The 18302-nt window shown below is 66.3% G+C and carries 15 protein-coding genes; 8 read left to right on the forward strand and 7 right to left on the reverse strand.

Features of this window, described 5'->3' with window-relative positions:
• The first annotated feature begins 119 nt into the window (after positions 1-119).
• The 6 genes from HMP06_RS11705 (at position 120) to HMP06_RS11730 (ending at position 6094) form a co-directional block, all read left to right on the forward strand.
• The gene (locus tag HMP06_RS11705; RefSeq protein ID WP_232089621.1) at positions 120-1103 is read left to right on the forward strand and encodes a glycosyltransferase; all 984 of its coding nucleotides are present in this window, start codon (positions 120-122) and stop codon (positions 1101-1103) included.
• Positions 1100-2107, forward strand: a complete 1008-nt coding sequence (locus HMP06_RS11710; RefSeq protein ID WP_232089622.1) for an acyl-CoA dehydrogenase — start codon at positions 1100-1102, stop codon at positions 2105-2107. The genes HMP06_RS11705 and HMP06_RS11710 overlap by 4 nt, the downstream gene beginning before the upstream one ends.
• Positions 2104-2751, forward strand: a complete 648-nt coding sequence (locus HMP06_RS11715) for a PIG-L deacetylase family protein (protein ID WP_176497239.1) — start codon at positions 2104-2106, stop codon at positions 2749-2751. Before HMP06_RS11710 ends, HMP06_RS11715 begins: the two co-directional genes overlap by 4 nt.
• A complete protein-coding gene (locus HMP06_RS11720) occupies positions 2748-3323 on the forward strand; it encodes a class I SAM-dependent methyltransferase (protein ID WP_176497240.1) in 576 nt (191 codons plus the stop codon). The genes HMP06_RS11715 and HMP06_RS11720 overlap by 4 nt, the downstream gene beginning before the upstream one ends.
• Entirely contained in the window at positions 3310-4395 is a 1086-nt protein-coding gene (locus tag HMP06_RS11725) for a glycosyltransferase family 4 protein (protein WP_232089624.1), read from the forward strand. The genes HMP06_RS11720 and HMP06_RS11725 overlap by 14 nt, the downstream gene beginning before the upstream one ends.
• Before the next feature lie 508 nt (positions 4396-4903).
• Positions 4904-6094 (forward strand): FAD-binding domain-containing protein, encoded by a 1191-nt coding sequence (locus tag HMP06_RS11730; RefSeq protein ID WP_176497241.1) that lies wholly within the window; start codon positions 4904-4906, stop codon positions 6092-6094.
• Positions 6095-6113: 19 nt separating this feature from the next.
• Here HMP06_RS11730 and HMP06_RS11735 read toward each other — a convergent pair whose 3' ends face one another.
• Both HMP06_RS11735 and HMP06_RS11740 read right to left on the reverse strand, forming a co-directional pair.
• Positions 6114-6923, reverse strand: coding sequence for a class I SAM-dependent methyltransferase (locus HMP06_RS11735; RefSeq protein ID WP_176497242.1), 810 nt, complete (start codon positions 6921-6923; stop codon positions 6114-6116).
• 86 nt (positions 6924-7009) lie between these two features.
• On the reverse strand, positions 7010-8659 hold the full coding sequence (locus HMP06_RS11740) for a M28 family metallopeptidase (RefSeq protein ID WP_176497243.1): 1650 nt from the start codon (positions 8657-8659) through the stop codon (positions 7010-7012).
• Between the two features lie 100 nt (positions 8660-8759).
• On the opposite strand from HMP06_RS11740, the gene HMP06_RS11745 reads away from it, so the two are divergent.
• The gene (locus HMP06_RS11745) at positions 8760-10667 is read left to right on the forward strand and encodes a CocE/NonD family hydrolase (RefSeq protein WP_176497244.1); all 1908 of its coding nucleotides are present in this window, start codon (positions 8760-8762) and stop codon (positions 10665-10667) included.
• 114 nt (positions 10668-10781) lie between these two features.
• On the opposite strand, the gene mobA is transcribed toward HMP06_RS11745, so the two are convergent.
• The 5 genes from mobA to HMP06_RS11770 form a co-directional block, all read right to left on the reverse strand.
• Positions 10782-11321 (reverse strand): molybdenum cofactor guanylyltransferase, encoded by a 540-nt coding sequence (mobA, locus tag HMP06_RS11750; protein ID WP_176497245.1) that lies wholly within the window; start codon positions 11319-11321, stop codon positions 10782-10784.
• Complete coding sequence (gene fdhD, locus HMP06_RS11755; protein ID WP_232089626.1) at positions 11318-12097, reverse strand: formate dehydrogenase accessory sulfurtransferase FdhD; 780 nt, start codon at positions 12095-12097, stop codon at positions 11318-11320. Before fdhD ends, mobA begins: the two co-directional genes overlap by 4 nt.
• Positions 12094-14385, reverse strand: a complete 2292-nt coding sequence (locus HMP06_RS11760) for an FdhF/YdeP family oxidoreductase (protein WP_176497246.1) — start codon at positions 14383-14385, stop codon at positions 12094-12096. Before HMP06_RS11760 ends, fdhD begins: the two co-directional genes overlap by 4 nt.
• A 70-nt stretch (positions 14386-14455) precedes the next feature.
• Entirely contained in the window at positions 14456-16945 is a 2490-nt protein-coding gene (locus HMP06_RS11765; RefSeq protein ID WP_176497247.1) for an ABC transporter permease, read from the reverse strand.
• Complete coding sequence (locus HMP06_RS11770; protein WP_176497248.1) at positions 16942-17646, reverse strand: ABC transporter ATP-binding protein; 705 nt, start codon at positions 17644-17646, stop codon at positions 16942-16944. The genes HMP06_RS11765 and HMP06_RS11770 overlap by 4 nt, the downstream gene beginning before the upstream one ends.
• Here HMP06_RS11770 and HMP06_RS11775 point away from each other — a divergent pair.
• Complete coding sequence (locus HMP06_RS11775; protein ID WP_176497249.1) at positions 17634-18299, forward strand: arylesterase; 666 nt, start codon at positions 17634-17636, stop codon at positions 18297-18299. The genes HMP06_RS11770 and HMP06_RS11775 overlap by 13 nt on opposite strands.
• Positions 18300-18302: the final 3 nt, after the last annotated feature.

Genomic DNA, 18302 nt, shown 5'->3' on the forward strand with positions numbered 1-18302 from the left:
GGTCGTGCAGGCGGCCATCACCGCGTGATCACGACGCGCAGCAGCGATCGGCATGGATGCGCAGCAATGGGGTCGCGCGCTTGAGCGCGTCAGTCCCAGCGAAAACCGCTGCCGTCTGCGTGCCGGTTCGCAACGAGGCGGCGCTGCTTCCGCGCTTTCTTGACGCATTGGCGGCGCAGCGTGACGCCGAGCGATTTACGCTGTGTGTCCTGTTCGACGGTTGCGAGGATGACAGTGCTGCAATCGTCGCCGCGCGGGCCACGACATTGCCCTTCGCGGTGGTTGCGGCCGATGCGCTGGCCGGCGATCCGAATGCCGGGCTGGCGCGGCGGCGGGCCATGGCACTCGGTCTCTCGGTGCTAAGCGCCGACGATTCCATGATCGTGTCGACCGATGCGGATTCGGTACCCGATCCTGACTGGCTCGTCGCCAACCGCGCCGCGCTTGAGGTCGCTGACGTGGCGGCCGGGCGAATTTCGCGCGCGGGCGGCGCGCCCAATCAGGTGCAGGATCGCGTCGAGGCGTATTATGATGCGTTGTTCGCACTACGCCGCACGATCGATCCCGTGCCATGGGAAGCCGCGCGCACGCACCACTATACGAGCGGCGCTAGCCTTGCGTTTCGAAAGGGCGTCTATCGCGATCTTGGCGGATTCGAACCGCTCCCTTCGGCCGAGGATGCGCGGCTGGTCGATGCCGCACACCGCGCTGGCCTGCGCGTGCGCCGCGACGCGGCGATGCGGGTCGAGACCTCGGCACGACGCGTCGGTCGCGCGACTGGCGGGTTGGCGGATCATCTCCGGCAGCTTGACAGTGGCATTGCCGCGGCGACGATGGCGCACCCCGACGATATGGTCTGGCGCTATCGCCAGCACGCAGCGGCACGCTTGGCGTGGTCGGACCCAGACGCATGCGAAGCGCTGGCGGTCGAGGTTGGTCGCGATCCAGGCGAGATTGTTCGCGTCGCCGTGACTGCCATCAATGCCGAGGCCTTTGCGATGCAAATCGTTATCGAAACTCCCGGCGGGGAACGGATCATATCACTCGAAGAAGCCGAGCTGGCTCTCTCCGCCTTGCGCAACGACCGGCGGCTCGCCGCATGACGCTCGACGAGCTTTTCGCGCAGGATCGCACCGCGCCGAGCGCCATGAAGGCGGCCTTGGCCGCACTTCACAATTTGCTGCCGGTGCAAGGTGACCCCGAAACCCCGGCCGATCTTTTGATGCTCCTGCGCTTCCTGTACCGCATTGCGCGGCGCGATTTGCCACTGGCGCGCCTGTTCGAGGGGCATGTCGACGCGGTGCAGATCATCGCACGCTATGCCGATGCGGACACCGTCCGCGAAGCGGAGGCGATCGCGGCGCGCGGCGGCGCCTTTGGCGTGTGGAACGCGGCTTTGCCGGACGCGCCATTGCGGGTCGTCGATGGGCGATTGTCGGGCGGCAAGCGCTACGCGTCGGGGGCGGGCTTGCTCAGCCATGCGCTTGCCGGTGCCGATACGCCCGAGGGCAATCGCCTCGTGCTGATCGATCTTGCGGCGTCGGAGCCCGAGATCGACCGCGATTGGTGGAAGGTGGTCGGGATGCAGCGCTCGCAGACGCACGTTGTACGCTGGGATGGCGCCGATCCGGCGAGCTTCCGTTTTGTCGGAGAACCCGGCGATTATGCGCGCGAGCCCTTCTTCAGCGGTGGTGCGCTACGATTCGTGGCGTGCCACGCGGGCGGGGTCGCGGCGTTGTTCGATCATGTCCGCGATCATCTTGTGACGACCGCGCGTGCTGGCGACCCGCATCAGGCCGGTCGGCTTGCTGATTTGTATCTCGTCGCGCAGGCTGCCGCCGCTGCGGTGCGCGGGGCTGCCGATACCTGGGGCACGGCTGGCCATGTCGATCACGTCGCGGCAGCCCGCGTGGCGGTGACCGATTGTGCCGAACGTGCGCTCGCCACGGCGCAACAGGCCGTCGGGCTTGGTGGCATGTTCGTCGAGCATCCGCTCTCGGCCGCGTTGACCGATTTGATGGTGTATCTGCGCCAGCCGATGCCGGATGCGCAGCGGATGCGCGTCGGCGCGGCGGCGGCCAATGGTGTGCTGGTGCCTGACCTGTGACGCCGCTGTCGCTCTCGCGCGTGCGCAGCGCGCTGATCGTCGCGCCGCACCCCGATGACGAGACGATCGGAGCGTACGGCTTGATCCGTGCGCTTAAAGCGCGCCGCGCACGCGTGCATGTGCTGGTCGTGACCGACGGAGCCGGATCGCACCCCGCGAGCAACCGCTGGCCGCGCCGTCGCCTGATTGCCGAGCGGCAGCGCGAGAGCCTGGCCGCGCTGTGGCGGATCGGCGTGACCGCTCGCGACGTGACGTTCCTGGGCTTGCCTGACGGCGGCCTTGAGCGGTCGGTCCTCACCCACCGGATGCTCCGTCGAACATCGGCTCGGCGGTCCTACGATTTGCTCGTCATCCCCGCCGCTGATGACGACCATCCCGATCATCGCGCGGTTGCCGCCGCCTTCCGCCGTACGGCCGCGCGGCGCTTGCACTATCTCGTCTGGCCCAATCGCCAGACGCCATCACACGGGGCGAGCCATTATCTGCCGCTTGGGCAGCGCGTCGCGGCCAAACGTGGGGCGATCCAGCGCTATCGCACGCAAATGGGCGCGATCACCGATGACCCCGGCGGCTTTGCGATCTCGCGCGATGAACTTGCCGGGTTCGCGCGCCCGGTCGAATGCTTTTTCGAGGTGCGGCGATGAAACCGATCGACCTCGCCGGTTTCGACCGGAAATTCGCCGATCACGATGATCCCTGGGCCACGTTCAGCAACCGCGACGAAGCGCGCAAGCGCCGTGCGATCCTGCATGCGATGGGTGCCGGGCCGATCGGCCGCGTGCTCGAACTGGCGGCAGGCAACGGGTCGAACAGCGTCGCGCTCGCCCGCCTCGCGCTTCGGCTCGACGCGACCGAGGGGACCAAGAGCGGCACCGATTTGGTGCGCCGCGCCGTGGGGCACGATTCGCGCGTGCGGGTGCGACAGGTCGTGCTGCCAGCCGCGTTTCCCGCCATTGTCTATGATGCGGCGGTCGTCGCAGAAGTGCTCTACTACCTCTCCCCGCGCGACATGGTGCAGGTTGCGCGCGATGTCGCGACACGACTTCGCCCCGGGGGCAGGCTGATCCTTGCGCAGCACCGCGTCGATTATCCCGATTTCGTCCAGCATGCGCACGGTATCCACGAGCGCTTCCTGGCGGCGAGCGGGGTGTCGTGGCGGCGCCAGACCATCGTGCGGACGGGCCGGTGGCGCGTGGAATCCTATGTACGCGGTTGATCGATCGGTCCCCGGACGCCCGCTGCGCGTCGCGATGCTCGCGCCGATCGCGTGGCGGACGCCGCCGCGTCATTACGGTCCGTGGGAACTGGCGACCAGCCTGCTGACCGAAGCGCTGGTGGCACGCGGTGTCGATGTCACGCTCTTCGCGACCCAAGATAGCCTTACGAAAGCGACGCTCGCGGGCGTCGTCCCGCGTCCGTACAATGACGATCCGTCGGTCGACGCGAAGGTGTGGGAAATGCGTCACGTTGCGCATGTGATGGAGCGTGCCGCTGCGTTCGACATCATCCACAATCAAGCCGATTTCGTGCCGATGGCGTTCAGCCGCTTCGTGCAGACGCCGATCGTGACGACGGTCCATGGCATGCCGTCCGAGCGTATCTTGCCAATGCTCCAGGAATACCAGCACGACGTGCATTATGTGGCGATCAGCGAGACCGATCGCAGCCCGCATTTGCGCTACGCCGCGACCATTCCGCATGGCATCGATGTGGATGCGTTTCCGCTCGATACCACGCCGACACGGGAATTGCTGTTCTTCGGTCGGATTCATCCCGACAAAGGAACCGCCGTCGCGATCAAGGTTGCGCGCGCCGCGGGACTGCCGCTGCATATCGCGGGGATCGTCCAGGATCAGCGCTATTTCGAGGAAGAAGTGCGGCCGTGGATCGACGGAATCACCGTGCGGTATTCCGGCGCGGTGGGGGGTGAAGAGCGGCTGCGTGCGCTTGGTTCCGCAATGGCGCTGCTCCACTTGATCGATTTCGAGGAACCGTTCGGGCTGTCGGTGGTCGAGGCGCTCGCGTGCGGGACGCCAGTCATCGCCTTTCGGCGCGGATCGATGCCGGACCTGATCCGCGAGGGCACCACTGGGTTCGTCGTCGCCACGCCCGAACAGGCCGTGGCGGCGGTCGCCGCGATCGGATCGATCGACCGACGGGCGTGTCGGGCCGATGTCGCGAGGCGTTTTTCCGTGCACCGGATGGCCCGCGACTATCATGAACTCTATACCAGCATCATCGCGAGCAAAGCGCAGGCGCGCAATCACCCAAAGCGCGTGGCCCGCTAGGGGACGCTTCAAATACGGGCTCGTGCCATTGTGGACGGCGTGCCGAATAGACCTCCACCGCAATGCAACCGCATTGCGGTGGAGTGGGTTATTGAAGGGCAATCCGTTATCGGATCGCGGACGTCAGTCTTCAGGGACATGTATCGAAGCATCGGCCCCCTCTGCATTGGTGTGGGCTGGCAAGTCATCGCCAGCCACGCAGAAGAGCATCCACCGTAACCGTTCTGGCACCAAAACAAGCAGTCCTAGCCTCCACCTTCACTCGCGTGGCACAGAATTATCCAACGATTTGAGTGCCCAGCTTTGCCCTATGGGCCACCACCACCGGTGAGCATTAGTCGATACAGGAAACATTCCCAGCTCATAGAAATCTGCGGCAACCTGGGGGCTGGCAAGGCACTATCCTCTCATCATATTGTGCCGTAATCGCCCTTCGCCGATGCGCGGTAGAAAGCTGCGCCCCGCCGCCCCGGACGGCTTTATGATAATCGAAAGCAGGATAGATCCAATGCATTCGCCCGTTCTCTTCATACCGACGCGCGCGGCGGGGTTGACGCGGCTGCACACCTTTGTCCCGCGCGCCGGTGCGGAATATATGCAAAATCGTAACGCCGATCTTGGCCCTGACGCGCGTACCAACGTCTCGCTTCTGGCGCCCTATCTCCGGCATCGATTGATCACCGAGCGTGAAGTCGTTTCCGCCGTTCTTGCGCGGCACAGCTTCTCCGAAGCCGAGAAGTTCGTCCAGGAAGTTCTATGGCGGACATATTGGAAAGGCTGGCTGGAGATGCGGCCCGCAATCTGGGATCGCTATCTTGCCGAGCGCGATACCGTGCGGGCTGGCTTCCGCGGTGCAACGGCTTTGGCCCGCGCGGAGAACGGCACGACGGGAATCGAAGGGTTCGACGATTGGGCGCGCGAGTTGGTCGAGACCGGCTATCTCCACAACCACGCGCGGATGTGGTTCGCCTCGATCTGGATCTTTACGCTGCGCTTGCCGTGGACGCTGGGCGCGGATTTCTTCCTGCGGCATCTGCTCGACGGCGATCCGGCGAGCAACACCTTGTCATGGCGCTGGGTCGCCGGGTTGCAGACAGTCGGCAAAACCTATCTAGCCACCGCCGACAACATCGCGCGCTATACCGGCGGACGCTTCGCACCGAATGGGCTGGCCGCCACCGCCGCGCCACTGACCGAAGCGCCGATCCCCGCGGCGATGCCGCTGCCTGCCCCCATCGCGCTCGGTCCGGATGCGCGGGCGCTGCTGCTGGTGACGCCCGAGGATTTCCATCCCGAAACCGTATTCGCTCCAGACCGTCGCTTTGCGGGGGCAATCGTGCTGGCCGATCGCGGCAGCGGCGAAGAGCCGGTTCGCGCGTTCGTCGCCGCCGCGGCGCAGGATTGTGCGACGCGGATGGAGGCGCACTTCGGTTGTCCAGCGCGCGTCATCGCGGCGATCGATGCAGAAACGCTCGCCGCGGCGGCGCGCGATTGTCACGTCGCGACGATCGCGACCGCTTATACGCCGGTCGGGAATATCGCAGATTCGCTGCGCGCCGCGGCACCAACCTTGCGATCGGCCGGGATCGATCTGGTGCAGGTGCATCGGCCGTGGGATGCGCGCTTCTGGCCGAACGCGAAGAAGGGCTTCTTCGCGTTCAAGGAGCATATTCCGCGCGTTCTGGGCGAGCGCTTTTAAGCGCCCGCCCGACGCGGGATTAGCGCTTTGGCTTAACGAAGCGGATCGTCATGCGGTCGCTCTCGCCGATCGCGGCATATTTGGCGCGGTCGACATCCTTGAGTTGGTAAGTCGGCGGCAAAGTCCATACGCCACCAGGATAATCCGCTTTGTCCTTCGGGTTGGCGTTGATTTCCGACCTGGCGGCAACCTTGAAACCGGCGCGTGTGGCAAACTGCACCACGCTCGACACCTTCATATAGCCGCTTTTTTCCTCGGCCGCCGCGTCGCGCGCTTCGGGCAGGCGGTGCTCGACGATGCCGAGCGTCCCGCCGGGTTTGAGCATCCGGTACATTTCGGCGAAGGCCGCCTGGGTCCGGTCGACCCCGGCGAAGCGCAGATTGTGGATGTTGCGGAAGGTCAGCACGACATCGGCGCTGCCCGAGGGCACGACCGGTTCGCCAGCGGCCGCCGGGAACGCGGCGAGCTTGACCTTGCCATAGAGCGCCGGATTGGCCGCTTGCAGCCGCTTCACGCCGTCGAGCCCCTTGGCCCAGCCGCCCGCCGCATAATAAGTCCCGCGCGCGCCGAGATACGGCGCGAGAATCTCGGTGTACCAGCCGCCGCCGGGAATCAGCTCGACCACGGTATCGGTTGGCTTCACCCCGAAGAAAGCGAGCGTTTGCGCCGGATGACGCGCGGGATCACGGGCCGCATTGGCGGGGGTACGCGAGGGTGCTGCGACCGCCTTGGCGAGCTCGGCGCGGACGCCGGGGACTTGGGCGATCGCAATGGTCGATACGGTGATCGCCACCGTCGCGAGGCCGAGCTTGGTGATCGTGTGACGCATGGCAACTCTCCTGGACAATTTTGGTTGGACGAACAGTGCGGTGCCGCGACGCGCGACGCAAGCAGGCATCGCGGGCGCGCGGTGCCTCAGGGGCGCAAGGCGGCGCTCTTATCGCGGATCGCCTTGAATTCCGAGGTCGGTTTCCAGTCTGGCCACGCCTTGGAGTTCGCGACTTCACGGCCGATCTGCAGCATCACGTCGATGTCCTGCTTGGCCCCGGCCAAATTCCACTCGGGCGACCAGGCGTCGCAGGTCTGGTGGTAGCATTTGCCGGTATAGGCATCGATCCAGGCTTGCCCCGCCGCGACGCCGCCGACTTCGAGATCGGAGGCCCCGGCAATCCCCATTTGCAGCAGCACCGGCACGCCGCGCTTGGCCAGGCTGAAATGATCGGCACGGTAAAACAAGCCGCGTTCGGGCAAGCCCTCGGGCGTCACGCGACGCCCCTGCGTCGCTGCGATCCGCGCCATGTCGTCCTGCAAGCTGTCTTGGCCCACGCCGACCAGGATCACGTCCTTCGCCCGACCGGCGGTTTGCAGAATGTCGATCGTCAGGTTCGCCGCCGTCGTCTCGAGCGGATAGACCGGGTGGTTCGCGTAATATTCGGAGCCGAGCAGCCCGCGTTCCTCAGCGGTCCACAGCGCGAAGGCGATCGTGCGGCGCGGGACCGGTTCGGCCTTCAGGATGCGCGCGATGTCGAGTAGCGCCGCGATGCCCAGCCCATCGTCATTCGCGCCGGGGCGGATCGTCTTGCCGTCCTTATCCGCTGGGCCGACGCCATAGGCATCCCAATGCGCGCCGAACATCACCGTCTCGCCAGGCGCGCCGGTGCCGGGGATTTTCGCCAGCACGTTGTGGCTCTCGACCACCTCATGGGTGACCGGGACCGCGGCCGAGAAGGTCGCTTCCTTGAGCACCACCGGCTTGAACGTGCTTTGCCGCGCGGCGGTGCGCAGCGTGGCGAGATCGAGTCCCGCACCCTTGAACAAGCTGGTCGCGGCATCGCCGCTCAGCCAGCCCTGCAGTTTCAGGCTGGTGATTTGGTCGGCCGGGCGGACGATATCATACGCCTCACCCTGCCCGGAAACGACGACGTTCCAGCCATAACCCGCACCCGGCGTATCATGGACGATCAACGCGCCGATCGCGCCGCGCCGCGCCATTTCCTCGAATTTATAGGTCCAGCGGCCATAATAGGTCATTGTGCGGCCGCCGAACTTGCCGAACGCGGCATCGCCCTGCACCGCTTCGAAATCGGGATCGTTGACCAAGATGATTGCGACTTTGCCGCGCAGATCGACGCCCTTGAAATCGTCCCAGTCGCGTTCCGGGGCGGTGACGCCGTAGCCGACGAAGACGAGCGGCGCGTTCGCGATCACGGCCTTGTCGTTCGGCTGGAGCGACCAGGCATAGGCTTGCTCGCCGCGCGTCCAGGGCTGCCATTGGCCCTTGACCGTTACGCCGAACTTTTGCGGCTGACCGAGCTTGGTGTGGAGCAGCGGCACCGTCTGCGTCCATTTCCCGTCGGGGCCGCCGGGTTCCAGCCCGAGCGCCTGGAACCGCTTGGTCAGATAGTCGATCGTCACCGCCTCGCCCGGCCCACCCGGCGCGCGGCCGTGGAAGGCATCGGACGAAATCTCCTGCACGGTCTTGGTGATCGCGGCGGGATCTACGCCCTGTGCGGTGACAGGTGTCGCGATGGCGAGGAGGGCGAGCGGGATCAGGCGTTTCAACATGGCCCCACCCTAGCGCCGGGGCACCAGCCGACAAGACATTGATCGCATGTCATTCTGCCTTATGGTCACCCCAGACCGATCCCTGCCCGGAGCCTCCCCCATGAAATATCCTTTGCTGCTCGCCACCGCCATGGCGCTGCTCGCCGCGCCGATCGCCGCGCAGCAAACCGCGTTTCCACCGAGCGACATTCCCAAAGCCTTCACCGCGCCAATCGAGGCGCGCGATTATGTGAAGCGCGAAGTGATGATTCCGATGCGCGACGGGACCAAGCTCTATACCGTGATTGTCTATCCCAAGGGGCTGACCAACGCGCCGATCGTGCTGACGCGCACGCCGTATAACGCCAAGGGGCGGGCGCAGCGGATGGACAGCCCGTCGATCCTGTCCACCCTGCCGTCCGCCGACGAGATTTTCGTCAAGGGCGGCTATATCCGCGTCTATCAGGACATTCGCGGAAAGTATGGGTCGGAGGGCGATTACATCGTCACGCGCCCGGTGCGCGGGGCCCTCAACCCGACCGCGACCGACCACGTTACCGACGCCTATGACACGATCGACTGGCTGGTGAACAAGGCGAACTTGCCCGAATCGAACGGCCGCGTCGGGATGATCGGATCGTCCTACGAAGGCTTCACCGTCGTGATGGCTTTGCTCGCGCCACACCCCGCGCTGAAAGTCGCGGTGCCCGAAAGCCCGATGATCGACGGCTGGATGGGCGACGACTGGTTCCATTACGGCGCGTTCCGCCTCGCCAATATCGGCTGGGTCGGATCGCAGACCGGCTACAAGGGTGCGGGCAGCGATCCGGCGACCGGCATCTATGACAATTATGAGGAGTTCCGCCGTCTGGGCGGAGCCAATGAATGGGCGAAGCGCTCAGGCTTCGATCAATTGCCCGCATGGCAGAAAATGGTCGCACACCCGGCCTATGACGCCTTCTGGCAAGGCCAGGCGCTCGACAAATTGCTCGCCGCCAATCCCTCCAACGTGCCGACGCTGTGGGAACAGGGGTTGTGGGATCAGGAGGACATGTACGGCGCGATCACCGCGTGGGAGGCGCTGAAGGCGAAGGGCAAGATCGGCAACAATTTCCTCGTGATGGGGCCGTGGCGGCACAGCCAGGTCAATCGCGAGGGGCGCGAACTCGGGCCGTTCAAATGGGATGGCGATACCGCCGCGCAATTCCGTGAGAAGATGGTGCTGCCGCTGTTCGACCAATATCTGAAGGACGGGCCGGCGGCCAATCTGCCCGCGGCGACGATCTACAACACCGGCGAGAATCATTGGGACCGCTTCGCCACCTGGCCGCTCGCGTGTGAACAAGGCTGCGCCGCGCCGATGAAGCCGCTGTACCTTCAGGCCGATGGGGGGCTGGGTTTCGACAAGGGCGCTGCGGGTGGCGACAGCTACATCTCCGACCCCGCCAAGCCGGTGCCGCATTTGCCGCGCCCGGTGAATTTCGATGACGGGCGCTGGAGTGATTGGCTGGTCAGCGATCAGCGCCACGCCGATGGCCGGCCCGATGTCGAAACCTATGTCACCGACGTGCTCGCCGCGCCGATGCGGCTGTCGGGTGCGCCGATCGCCGACATCTATGCCAAGACCACCGGCAGCGACGGTGATTTCGTCGTGAAGCTGATCGACGTCTTCCCCGACGAAGTGGCGGGCGATGCCAAGATGGGCGGCTATCAACTCCCGATCAGCCTCGACATTTTCCGCGGCCGTTACCGCGACAGTTTTGAAAAACCGAGCGCGATCCCGGCGGGCAAGACGCAACGCTATCGTTTCCGCTTGCCGACCGTGAACCACGTCTTCAAGCCCGGCCACCGCGTGATGGTGCAAGTCCAGTCGAGCCTGTTCCCGCTCTACGATCGCAACCCGCAGAAGTTCGTGCCCAATATCTTCCTGGCGAAGAAGGCGGATTACCAGAAGGCGACGGTCACGATCGAACGCGGCGGCGCGGCGGCGAGCGCGGTGTGGCTGCCGCTGGTGCCGGCGGGGAAGTGACTGGCTGGAAGTGCGCGGTACGGCCCGCTCACTCTTCCCGTTCGCCCTGAGCTTGTCGAAGGGCTGCCCTTTTCTCTGACGACGTAGCTTGAGGCAGGCAGGGCTTCGACAGGCTCAGCCCGAACGGAGTAAAAGCGCGAGATCCTCGGGTGTGTTGACGTTGGGTATGGGCCGCGGCGAATCGATCGGATTGGCCCCGATCGCCGCGGTCCAGCCGCGCATCGATCGGCGCGGGTCGGTTGCGAGATGCGCGATCAACGTGTCGTAGAGCGAAGTCGGCCAATAGCCGATGATCGGGGCGTCGGTCACGGACATGGCGCTTTCCGCACTGCCCAAGCAGGACAGGAGATCGGCGTCGAGGATCGGCGTATCGCAACCGACTGAAAGCACGCCCGCATAACCGTGCGCGCGGGCATGGAAGAGCGCCCCCGCCAGCCCGCCGAGTGGGCCGAGGCCGGGATGCGGCTTGTCCTCAACTCTGATCAGCCCCGCCGGTGGTGCCGGATGTCCGCACACCACGATCCCTTCAACGAACGGCGCGAGCGCATCGGCCACACGCACAATCATCGGTTGGCCGCCGAGATCGGCGACCGCCTTGTCGCTGCCGAAACGCCGCGATTGCCCGCCCGCCAGGATCGCGCCGAGAATAGTCACGCCGAAACCGTCAGGATCGCATCGGGCCGCGCGAGCACCACCAGCGTCAGCCCGCACGCCTTAGCGCGGGCGATGGCCAGGTCGGTCGCCGCCGAAATCGTCACCAGCGTGCCGCATCGCGACAGCGCGGCCTTCTCGACCAGCTCATAACTGCAGCGCGACGACAGCAGGGCAAAGCCGCCGTCCCACCCCGCGCCCGCGCGCGCCATCGCACCGATCAGCTTGTCGAACGCGTTGTGGCGTCCGACATCTTCCCGCACGTCAAGGATGACGCCCGCCGCCGAGCACCGGGCGGCAGCGTGGGCGGCACCGGTTTCGCGGTTGAGCGGCTGATGGTCGCGCAAAGCCCCGAGCGCGCGGAAGATCGCGTCGGCAGCGATCGGCGGTTGCGCGGGAACGGGGGGCAAGGGCCGCAGCGCCTGTTCGAGATTCTCGATCCCGCACAGCCCGCACGACGAATCCGAGGTGCGATGCCGCACCCGCTCGAACAGCGCAGGCGCGCACTCGGCGGACAGCGTTACGCGAACGATTTCGCCCTGCGCCGTCGAATGACAGTCCACATCGACGATCTCCGCCGGGCGCGACACCAGCCGCTCGCTCAACGCGAAACCAACGGCGAAATCCTCCAGATCGCACGGCGTCGCCATCATCACGGCGTAACCGATCCCGTTGAACTCCAGCGCGATCGGCCGTTCAAGTGGGACACTCCGCGCGATCGCTTCGGCCGATCCCTCGCGCGCGGTCCTGACGAAATCGACGCTGATCGCCCCCTTCACGCCGCGTCCGCGACGATCCGCACCGGCACCGATTTCGACGCCGGCGTCTTGGACAGATCGTCATGCAGCCCGATCGGGACCAGCACGTTGCACTCGGGATAATACGACGCGATCGTGCCGCGCGGCAGGCGATAGCCGGTCAATTTCAACCCGCCGAGCTGCCGGTCGACCCCGTCGTCGGTGTCGGTGATCATCCGCACCATCTGGCCTTCGCGAAACCCCGCCTCGACGATGTCCTCGGGGTTCATCAGCACCACGTCGCGCGTCCCCTCAATCCCGTGGAAGCGGTCCGAATAGCCGTAGATCGTCGTGTTGAATTGATCGTTCGAACGAATCGTCATCAAACGATAGCGCCCCGGCGCATCCTGGAAGCCGACCGCGTTGAGGTCGCCCGGCGTGGTAAACACCGCCTTGCCGCTCTCGGTTTTCCAAACCCGTTGATGCGCACCATTGCCGCGGTAGAAGCCGCCCGCTTCGAACATGCGCGCGTTGTAATCGCGGAAATCGTCCGGATAGGTCCGTTCGATCAAATCGCGCACAAGGCCATAATCGCCGGTCCAGTCGTCCCAGCGCAGCTGTTCATTCGGTGCCAATGTCGCCTTGGCGATCCCCGTCACGATCGCCAACTCGCTTTTCACCGAATCCGACACCGGCGCACGCTTGCCGACTGAGGCGCTGATCATCGAGAAACTGTCCTCGGTCGTCACCACCTGATTGCCGCCCGCCTGCGCATCGATCTCGTAGCGGCCGAGGCACGGCAGGATATAGGCGTGTTTGCCGGGGAAGAGGTGGCTGCGGTTGAGCTTGGTCGAGACCATCACGGTCAAATCCTGCGCGCCCCACGCTTCCTCCAGCCGCCGCTGATCGGGCACCGCGCGCAGCAGATTGCCACCGAGACAAACGAACGCGCGCACCTTGCCCGCGAACAGCGCCTCGGTCGCTTCGACGATGTTCATCCCGTCCTCGCGCGGGGCCTTGATGTCGAACAGGTCATCGATTGTATCGAGCGGCACGAGATGCGCTTTCTCGGCGATGCCGACGGTGCGCTGACCCTGCACATTGCTATGCCCGCGCACCGGGCAGCAACCCGCGCCGGGCTTGCCGATATTACCGCGCAGCAGCAGCAGATTGACGAGCATCGCGACGTTCAGCGCACCGTGCGCGTGTTGCGTCAGGCCCATGCCGTACACGCCGATCACGCGTTCGGCCTTGATATAGACCGCTGCGGCATCGCGGATCGCCGCCTCGGTCAGGCCGCTTTCATGCTCGATCTCGGCCCAATCGGCGGCGCGACATTTGGCGATGAACGCTTCGAAGCCGGTGGTATGCTCCGCGACAAAGGCGTGATCGATGACCGCAGCGGTGCCCTCCGCCGTCGCCGCATCGTCGGCCTCGACCACGCATTTGCACATGCCGAGCAAAACCGCGATGTCGCCGCCGGCCTTCAACTGGTGATATTGGTCGGAAATCTTGGTCGCTTTGCCCGTCAGCATCGCCGCCGGGCTTTGCGGATCGACGAACGACACCAGCCCCTGCTCGATGATCGGGTTGAAGGTGACGATCTTCGCGCCGCGCTCCTTTGCGTCCTTGAGCGGATGCAGAAAACGCGGGCTGTTCGTGCCGGGGTTCTGCCCGAAAAAGAAGAACGCATCGGCCTTGGCCAGATCGTCCCACACGATCGTCCCGACCGGCGACCCGATTACCTTGGTCAGGCCGACCGAAGTCGTCTCGTGACACATGTTGGAGCTTTGCGGGAGGTTGTTGGTGCCGAACGCGCGCGCCAGAAGCGCGTAAAGGTAGGACGCCTCCAACCCGGCATGGCCCGACGCGTAGAACACCGCTTCGTTGGGCTCGAGCGGCTTGAGCGCCGCGCCGATCCCGGCAAACGCTTCGTCCCAACTGACTTCGACATAGCGATCGGTCGTCGCATCGTAGCGCAGCGGATGCGTCAGCCGTCCGGTCATTTCGAGGTCATGGTCGCTCCAGTCGCGCAACGCGCTGACGCTATGCCCCTCCTCCGCCCAGAACGCCGGCGTGGAGCGTGCGCTGGTCAATTCCCACAGCGTCGCCTTGGCGCCATTCTCGCAGAATTCGAACGCAGAATAATTGGCGGGCTTGGGCCAGGCGCACGATACGCACATCACGCCCTTTGGCTTGTTGAGCTGTCCCAGCGTGGCAAGCGAGGCGGGTGACGACCAGCTTTCGCCGAAGATCCGGGCGATGCCCTTGAGCGATCCCCAACCCCCGGCGGGCCCGGGCGAATGCGGCAAATCACGCTGATCGGTCATGGTCTTCTTTCGCTTGAACGCTCGAACCTTAGCCATAACGCCCAGGCCTGCGGAAGGGTGCTAATTCGCCTTACAAGTCGCGCAGTGCCTCGGCCGGGCGCGCGCGCAACGCGGGCAAGCTCCCTGCCACCCCAGCGCCAAGCGTCATGACCGCCGCACTGGCCAGCGTTACCGCGACCACGTCCCAGCGTGGTGCCCAGGCGATGTCGAACACCTGCCGAACGACGAACCACCCCGCGCCCGCGCCGATCGTCAACGCGACGATCGCCAAAATCGCCGAGAGGATCGCATATTCGATCGCTTGTGCGCCGAGCACTTGCCGACTGCTCCCGCCCAGCAATTTCAGGATGACGGCATCATAGCGTCGCGCGCGGCCCGATGCCGACACCGCGCCGATCAGTACCGCGATCCCGGCCGCCACCGTCACCGCCGCCGCCGCGCGGATCGCCACCGCGACCTGACCGAGCACTGCGCCGACTTGTCCGATCACATCGCCGACGCGGATCAGCGTCACCGACGGCAGCGCCTCCGAAACACGCCGGGCGATCGCGCCGTCTTGGCTCGGCGGCGCATAGACGCTGGCGAGCAGGCCGTGGGGCGCTTCCTCGATATAACCAGGCGAGAAGACGATCGCGAAGTTCAACCCCAGCCCGCCCCAGTCGATCGTCCTGAGCGCCGCGATTCGCGCCGGCACTTCAACCCCGAGCACCGATACGGTGATGCTATCGCCGACCTTAAGGCCAAGCGCCGCCGCCGCCTTATCCTCCAGCGACACCAGCGGGGGGCCGCGATAATCAGCGGGCCACCATTTGCCCGCCGCCACCACGTTGCGCGGCGGGAGCTGCGCCGAATAGGTGATCGTCCGGTCGCCGCGCAGCACCCATGCCCCCTCGGGCAGCGTCTTCATGTCGGCGACGCGTTGCCCGCGCAGCGCGACGATCGCACCCCGCAGCGACGGTAACGATTCGATTATGGCGTCGGGCGCGGCACCCGTCACCGCGCTGGCGAAGGCAGGCGCATCGCCGGGCTGAAGGTCGATCGCGAAGAAACGCGGTGCCTTGGTTGGCGCCGCGTTGCGCAGTTCGGACGACAGGCTCGAATCGATCACCGCGAGCGCGACGAACAGCGAGAAACCGAGGCCGAGCGCCACCACCAACCGGTCGGTCTGCGCGCCGGGCCGGTGCAGATTGGCGATCGCGAGCCGGAGCAGCGGCGTGCGCGCACGCGGCAAGCGCGCGGCGATGAGGCGGATGGCGATGCCGATGACCCACAACATCGCGATCACCGCCGTCACCGCGCCGACAAAGCCGAGCGCCAACATCTGGTTCGATGCGGTGAGCACAGCGAGCGCCACCAGCGCCGCGACCAGCAGCGCCATCACCGCCAGCACGCCCGGCGCGGGCCAGCGGCGCGGGGCAAGCGCATCGCGCAGCAACGTCGCGGCGGGCACATCGCGCGCCCGCGCCAGCGCTGGCACCGCGAACAACAATGCCACGAGCAAGGCCAGCAGCGCAGCGGTCGCGAGCGGCACCGGGTAGAGCGCCAGCCGCGGCGGCACGGGCAGCGCCGCCCCGACCACCGACGTCACGATCCACGGCACCGCCGCGCCGACCAGGAGTCCAGCGGCGATCCCGCCCGCCGCGACCAGCCCGAGTTGCGCCAGGAAGATCGCGGCGATCGTGCGCGAGGTTGCGCCCAGCACTTTCAGCGTCGCGATGATCTTGGCCTTGCCCGCAAGATACGCCGCGACCCCGCTGCCGACGCCCACCCCGGCAATCGCCAGCGCGGCGAGCCCGACCAGCAGCAGGAACTGGCCAAACTGGTCGATCCCGCTACGCAAGCCGCCGGCCGCACGGTCACTCGTCTTGGCGGTCCAGCCCGCGCCGCCGAGCCGCGCGAGCAAGCGTTCGCGCACCGCCTTTGCGCTCACGCCACGGGGCAGCACGATGCGATAGTGGCTCTCATACAGGCTGCCGGGCTGAACCAGCGCCGTCGCGTCCAGCCCCGCGAGATCGACCAGCACCGGTGGCCCGAGTGTAAAGCCAGCGCCAAGCCGATCGGGTTCCTCGGCAATGATGCCGATCACGCGCAGTCGCGCCATGCCCAGCCGGAGCGTATCGCCCGGCTTCAACCGCAACCGTTCGGCAAGCGCAGGTGCGACCGCGACCTCGCGCCCGTGCGGTCGCTCCGCCAGCGCACCGGGCGCCAGCCGGAATTGCCCGACCAGTGGCCACGCCGCATCGGTCCCACGCAAATCGACCAGCGTCGCAGGTCCCCCTGCATCCGCCATACCGCGCATCGACACCGTCTCGGCGACACGCCCGGCTTGCGCGAAAAGCGCAAGCTCCTCGACGGTCGCGCGACGTTGTGACACGTTGAATTCGACATCGCCCCCCAGAATCTGCCGCCCGTTGGCGTCGAGCGCGGCGATCATGCTCGCGGCGAGACTCCCGATCCCGGCGAGCGCCGCCGTCCCCAGGAACAGGCACGCCGCGAGCAACAGCAACCCGCGACCGCCCCGCCGCAGGTCCCGCACCGCAAGCCGCCAGGCAATGCTCAAGCGCTAACCCGATCGGCCACGATCCGGCCATCCGCCAAATCGATCACGCGCGCACAGCGTGCGGCAAGCGCCGGGTCGTGCGTGATGACGAACAGCGTCGTGCCGCTTGCCGCGTGCCGTTCGAACAACAAATCCATGATCGCAACGCCCGTCGCGGTGTCGAGATTACCGGTCGGCTCATCGGCGAAGATCAACGCGGGGCGCGCCACCAGCGCGCGGGCGATGGCAACGCGTTGCTGCTCGCCGCCGGACAATTGCGCGGGATAATGGCCGGTGCGGTGGCCAAGGCCGACGGCAGCAAGCTCGGTCGCGGCGCGCGCGAAGGCATCCGGCTCGCCCGCCAGCTCGAGCGGGACCGCCACATTTTCGAGCGCGGTCATGGTCGGGAGCAAGTGAAACGCCTGCAGCACGATCCCGATTCGCCCGCGCCGGGCGATCGCCAGCGCGTCTTCGTCGAGCGCGGTGAAATCGAGCCCTGCTACCTCGACCGTCCCGCCGCTCGGCTGTTCGAGCCCCGACAGCACCGCCATCAGCGACGATTTGCCCGATCCCGAGGGGCCGAGCAGCGCCACACTTTCCCCAGCGGCGACGCTGAGGTCGATCCCGCGCAGGATTTCGACGCGCGACGGCGCACGGCCGAGCGAGAGGGAGACATTGCGCGCGCAGATCAGCGCGCTATCTGGGGGGGATGCTATGGTCACGTCTCAAGCGATATGGATGGTCGCGGCGAATTGTCCATCTCGCGCTGCTGTTCTTTCTCGCAATTGCCCCCACCGCCGACGCGTCGCCCCGCGCACCCGTGATCTGGGCGTTCGGCGACAGCCTCAGTGCAGGATATGGGTTACCGCCCGCCGCCGGTTTCACCGCGCGGTTGCAGGCGGCGTTGCGGCAGGTCGGCGTTGCCGCGACCGTCCGCAACGGCGGCGTGTCGGGCGACACCGCCGCCCAGGCCCGCGCGCGGCTGCGCTGGGGCTTGCGCGGGCTCGGTGCGACGCCCGATCTGGTGATCGTCGAACTCGGCGCGAACGACATGCTGCGCGGGCTTCCCGTGCCGCAGGCCAAGGCCAATCTGGATGCGATCCTGACCGAGCTCCGCAAGCGCCGCATCCCGGTGCTGCTGGCGGGGATGCGCGCCGCGCCCAATCTCGGGCCGGACTATGTCCGGGCGTTCGACGGCATGTATCCGGCGCTCGCCGCAAAGCACCGCGTGCCGCGCTATCCCTTCTTCCTCGATGGCGTCGCCGGCAACCCACGCTTGCTCCAGGCCGACGGCTTGCATCCCAATCCGCGCGGCGTCGATGTCATCGTCGCGCGCCTCCTGCCGAGCGTGCGGCAAGCGTTGAAGGGAAAATAGCGC

Origin of the sequence: Sphingomonas sp. HMP6 (assembly GCF_013374095.1) — a bacterium.
Taxonomy (GTDB): domain Bacteria; phylum Pseudomonadota; class Alphaproteobacteria; order Sphingomonadales; family Sphingomonadaceae; genus Sphingomonas.

Bases quoted from the DNA above. Each gene is read 5' to 3' on its own strand.
- HMP06_RS11710 (WP_232089622.1), top strand. From the start codon at position 1,100: ATGACGCTCGACGAGCTTTTCGCGCAGGATCGCACCGCGCCGAGCGCC.
- HMP06_RS11720 (WP_176497240.1), top strand. From the start codon at position 2,748: ATGAAACCGATCGACCTCGCCGGTTTCGACCGGAAATTCGCCGATCAC.
- HMP06_RS11725 (WP_232089624.1), top strand. From the start codon at position 3,310: ATGTACGCGGTTGATCGATCGGTCCCCGGACGCCCGCTGCGCGTCGCG.
- HMP06_RS11730 (WP_176497241.1), top strand. From the start codon at position 4,904: ATGCATTCGCCCGTTCTCTTCATACCGACGCGCGCGGCGGGGTTGACG.
- HMP06_RS11735 (WP_176497242.1), bottom strand. From the start codon at position 6,923: ATGCGTCACACGATCACCAAGCTCGGCCTCGCGACGGTGGCGATCACC.
- HMP06_RS11740 (WP_176497243.1), bottom strand. From the start codon at position 8,659: ATGTTGAAACGCCTGATCCCGCTCGCCCTCCTCGCCATCGCGACACCT.
- HMP06_RS11745 (WP_176497244.1), top strand. From the start codon at position 8,760: ATGAAATATCCTTTGCTGCTCGCCACCGCCATGGCGCTGCTCGCCGCG.
- HMP06_RS11760 (WP_176497246.1), bottom strand. From the start codon at position 14,385: ATGACCGATCAGCGTGATTTGCCGCATTCGCCCGGGCCCGCCGGGGGT.
- HMP06_RS11775 (WP_176497249.1), top strand. From the start codon at position 17,634: ATGCTATGGTCACGTCTCAAGCGATATGGATGGTCGCGGCGAATTGTC.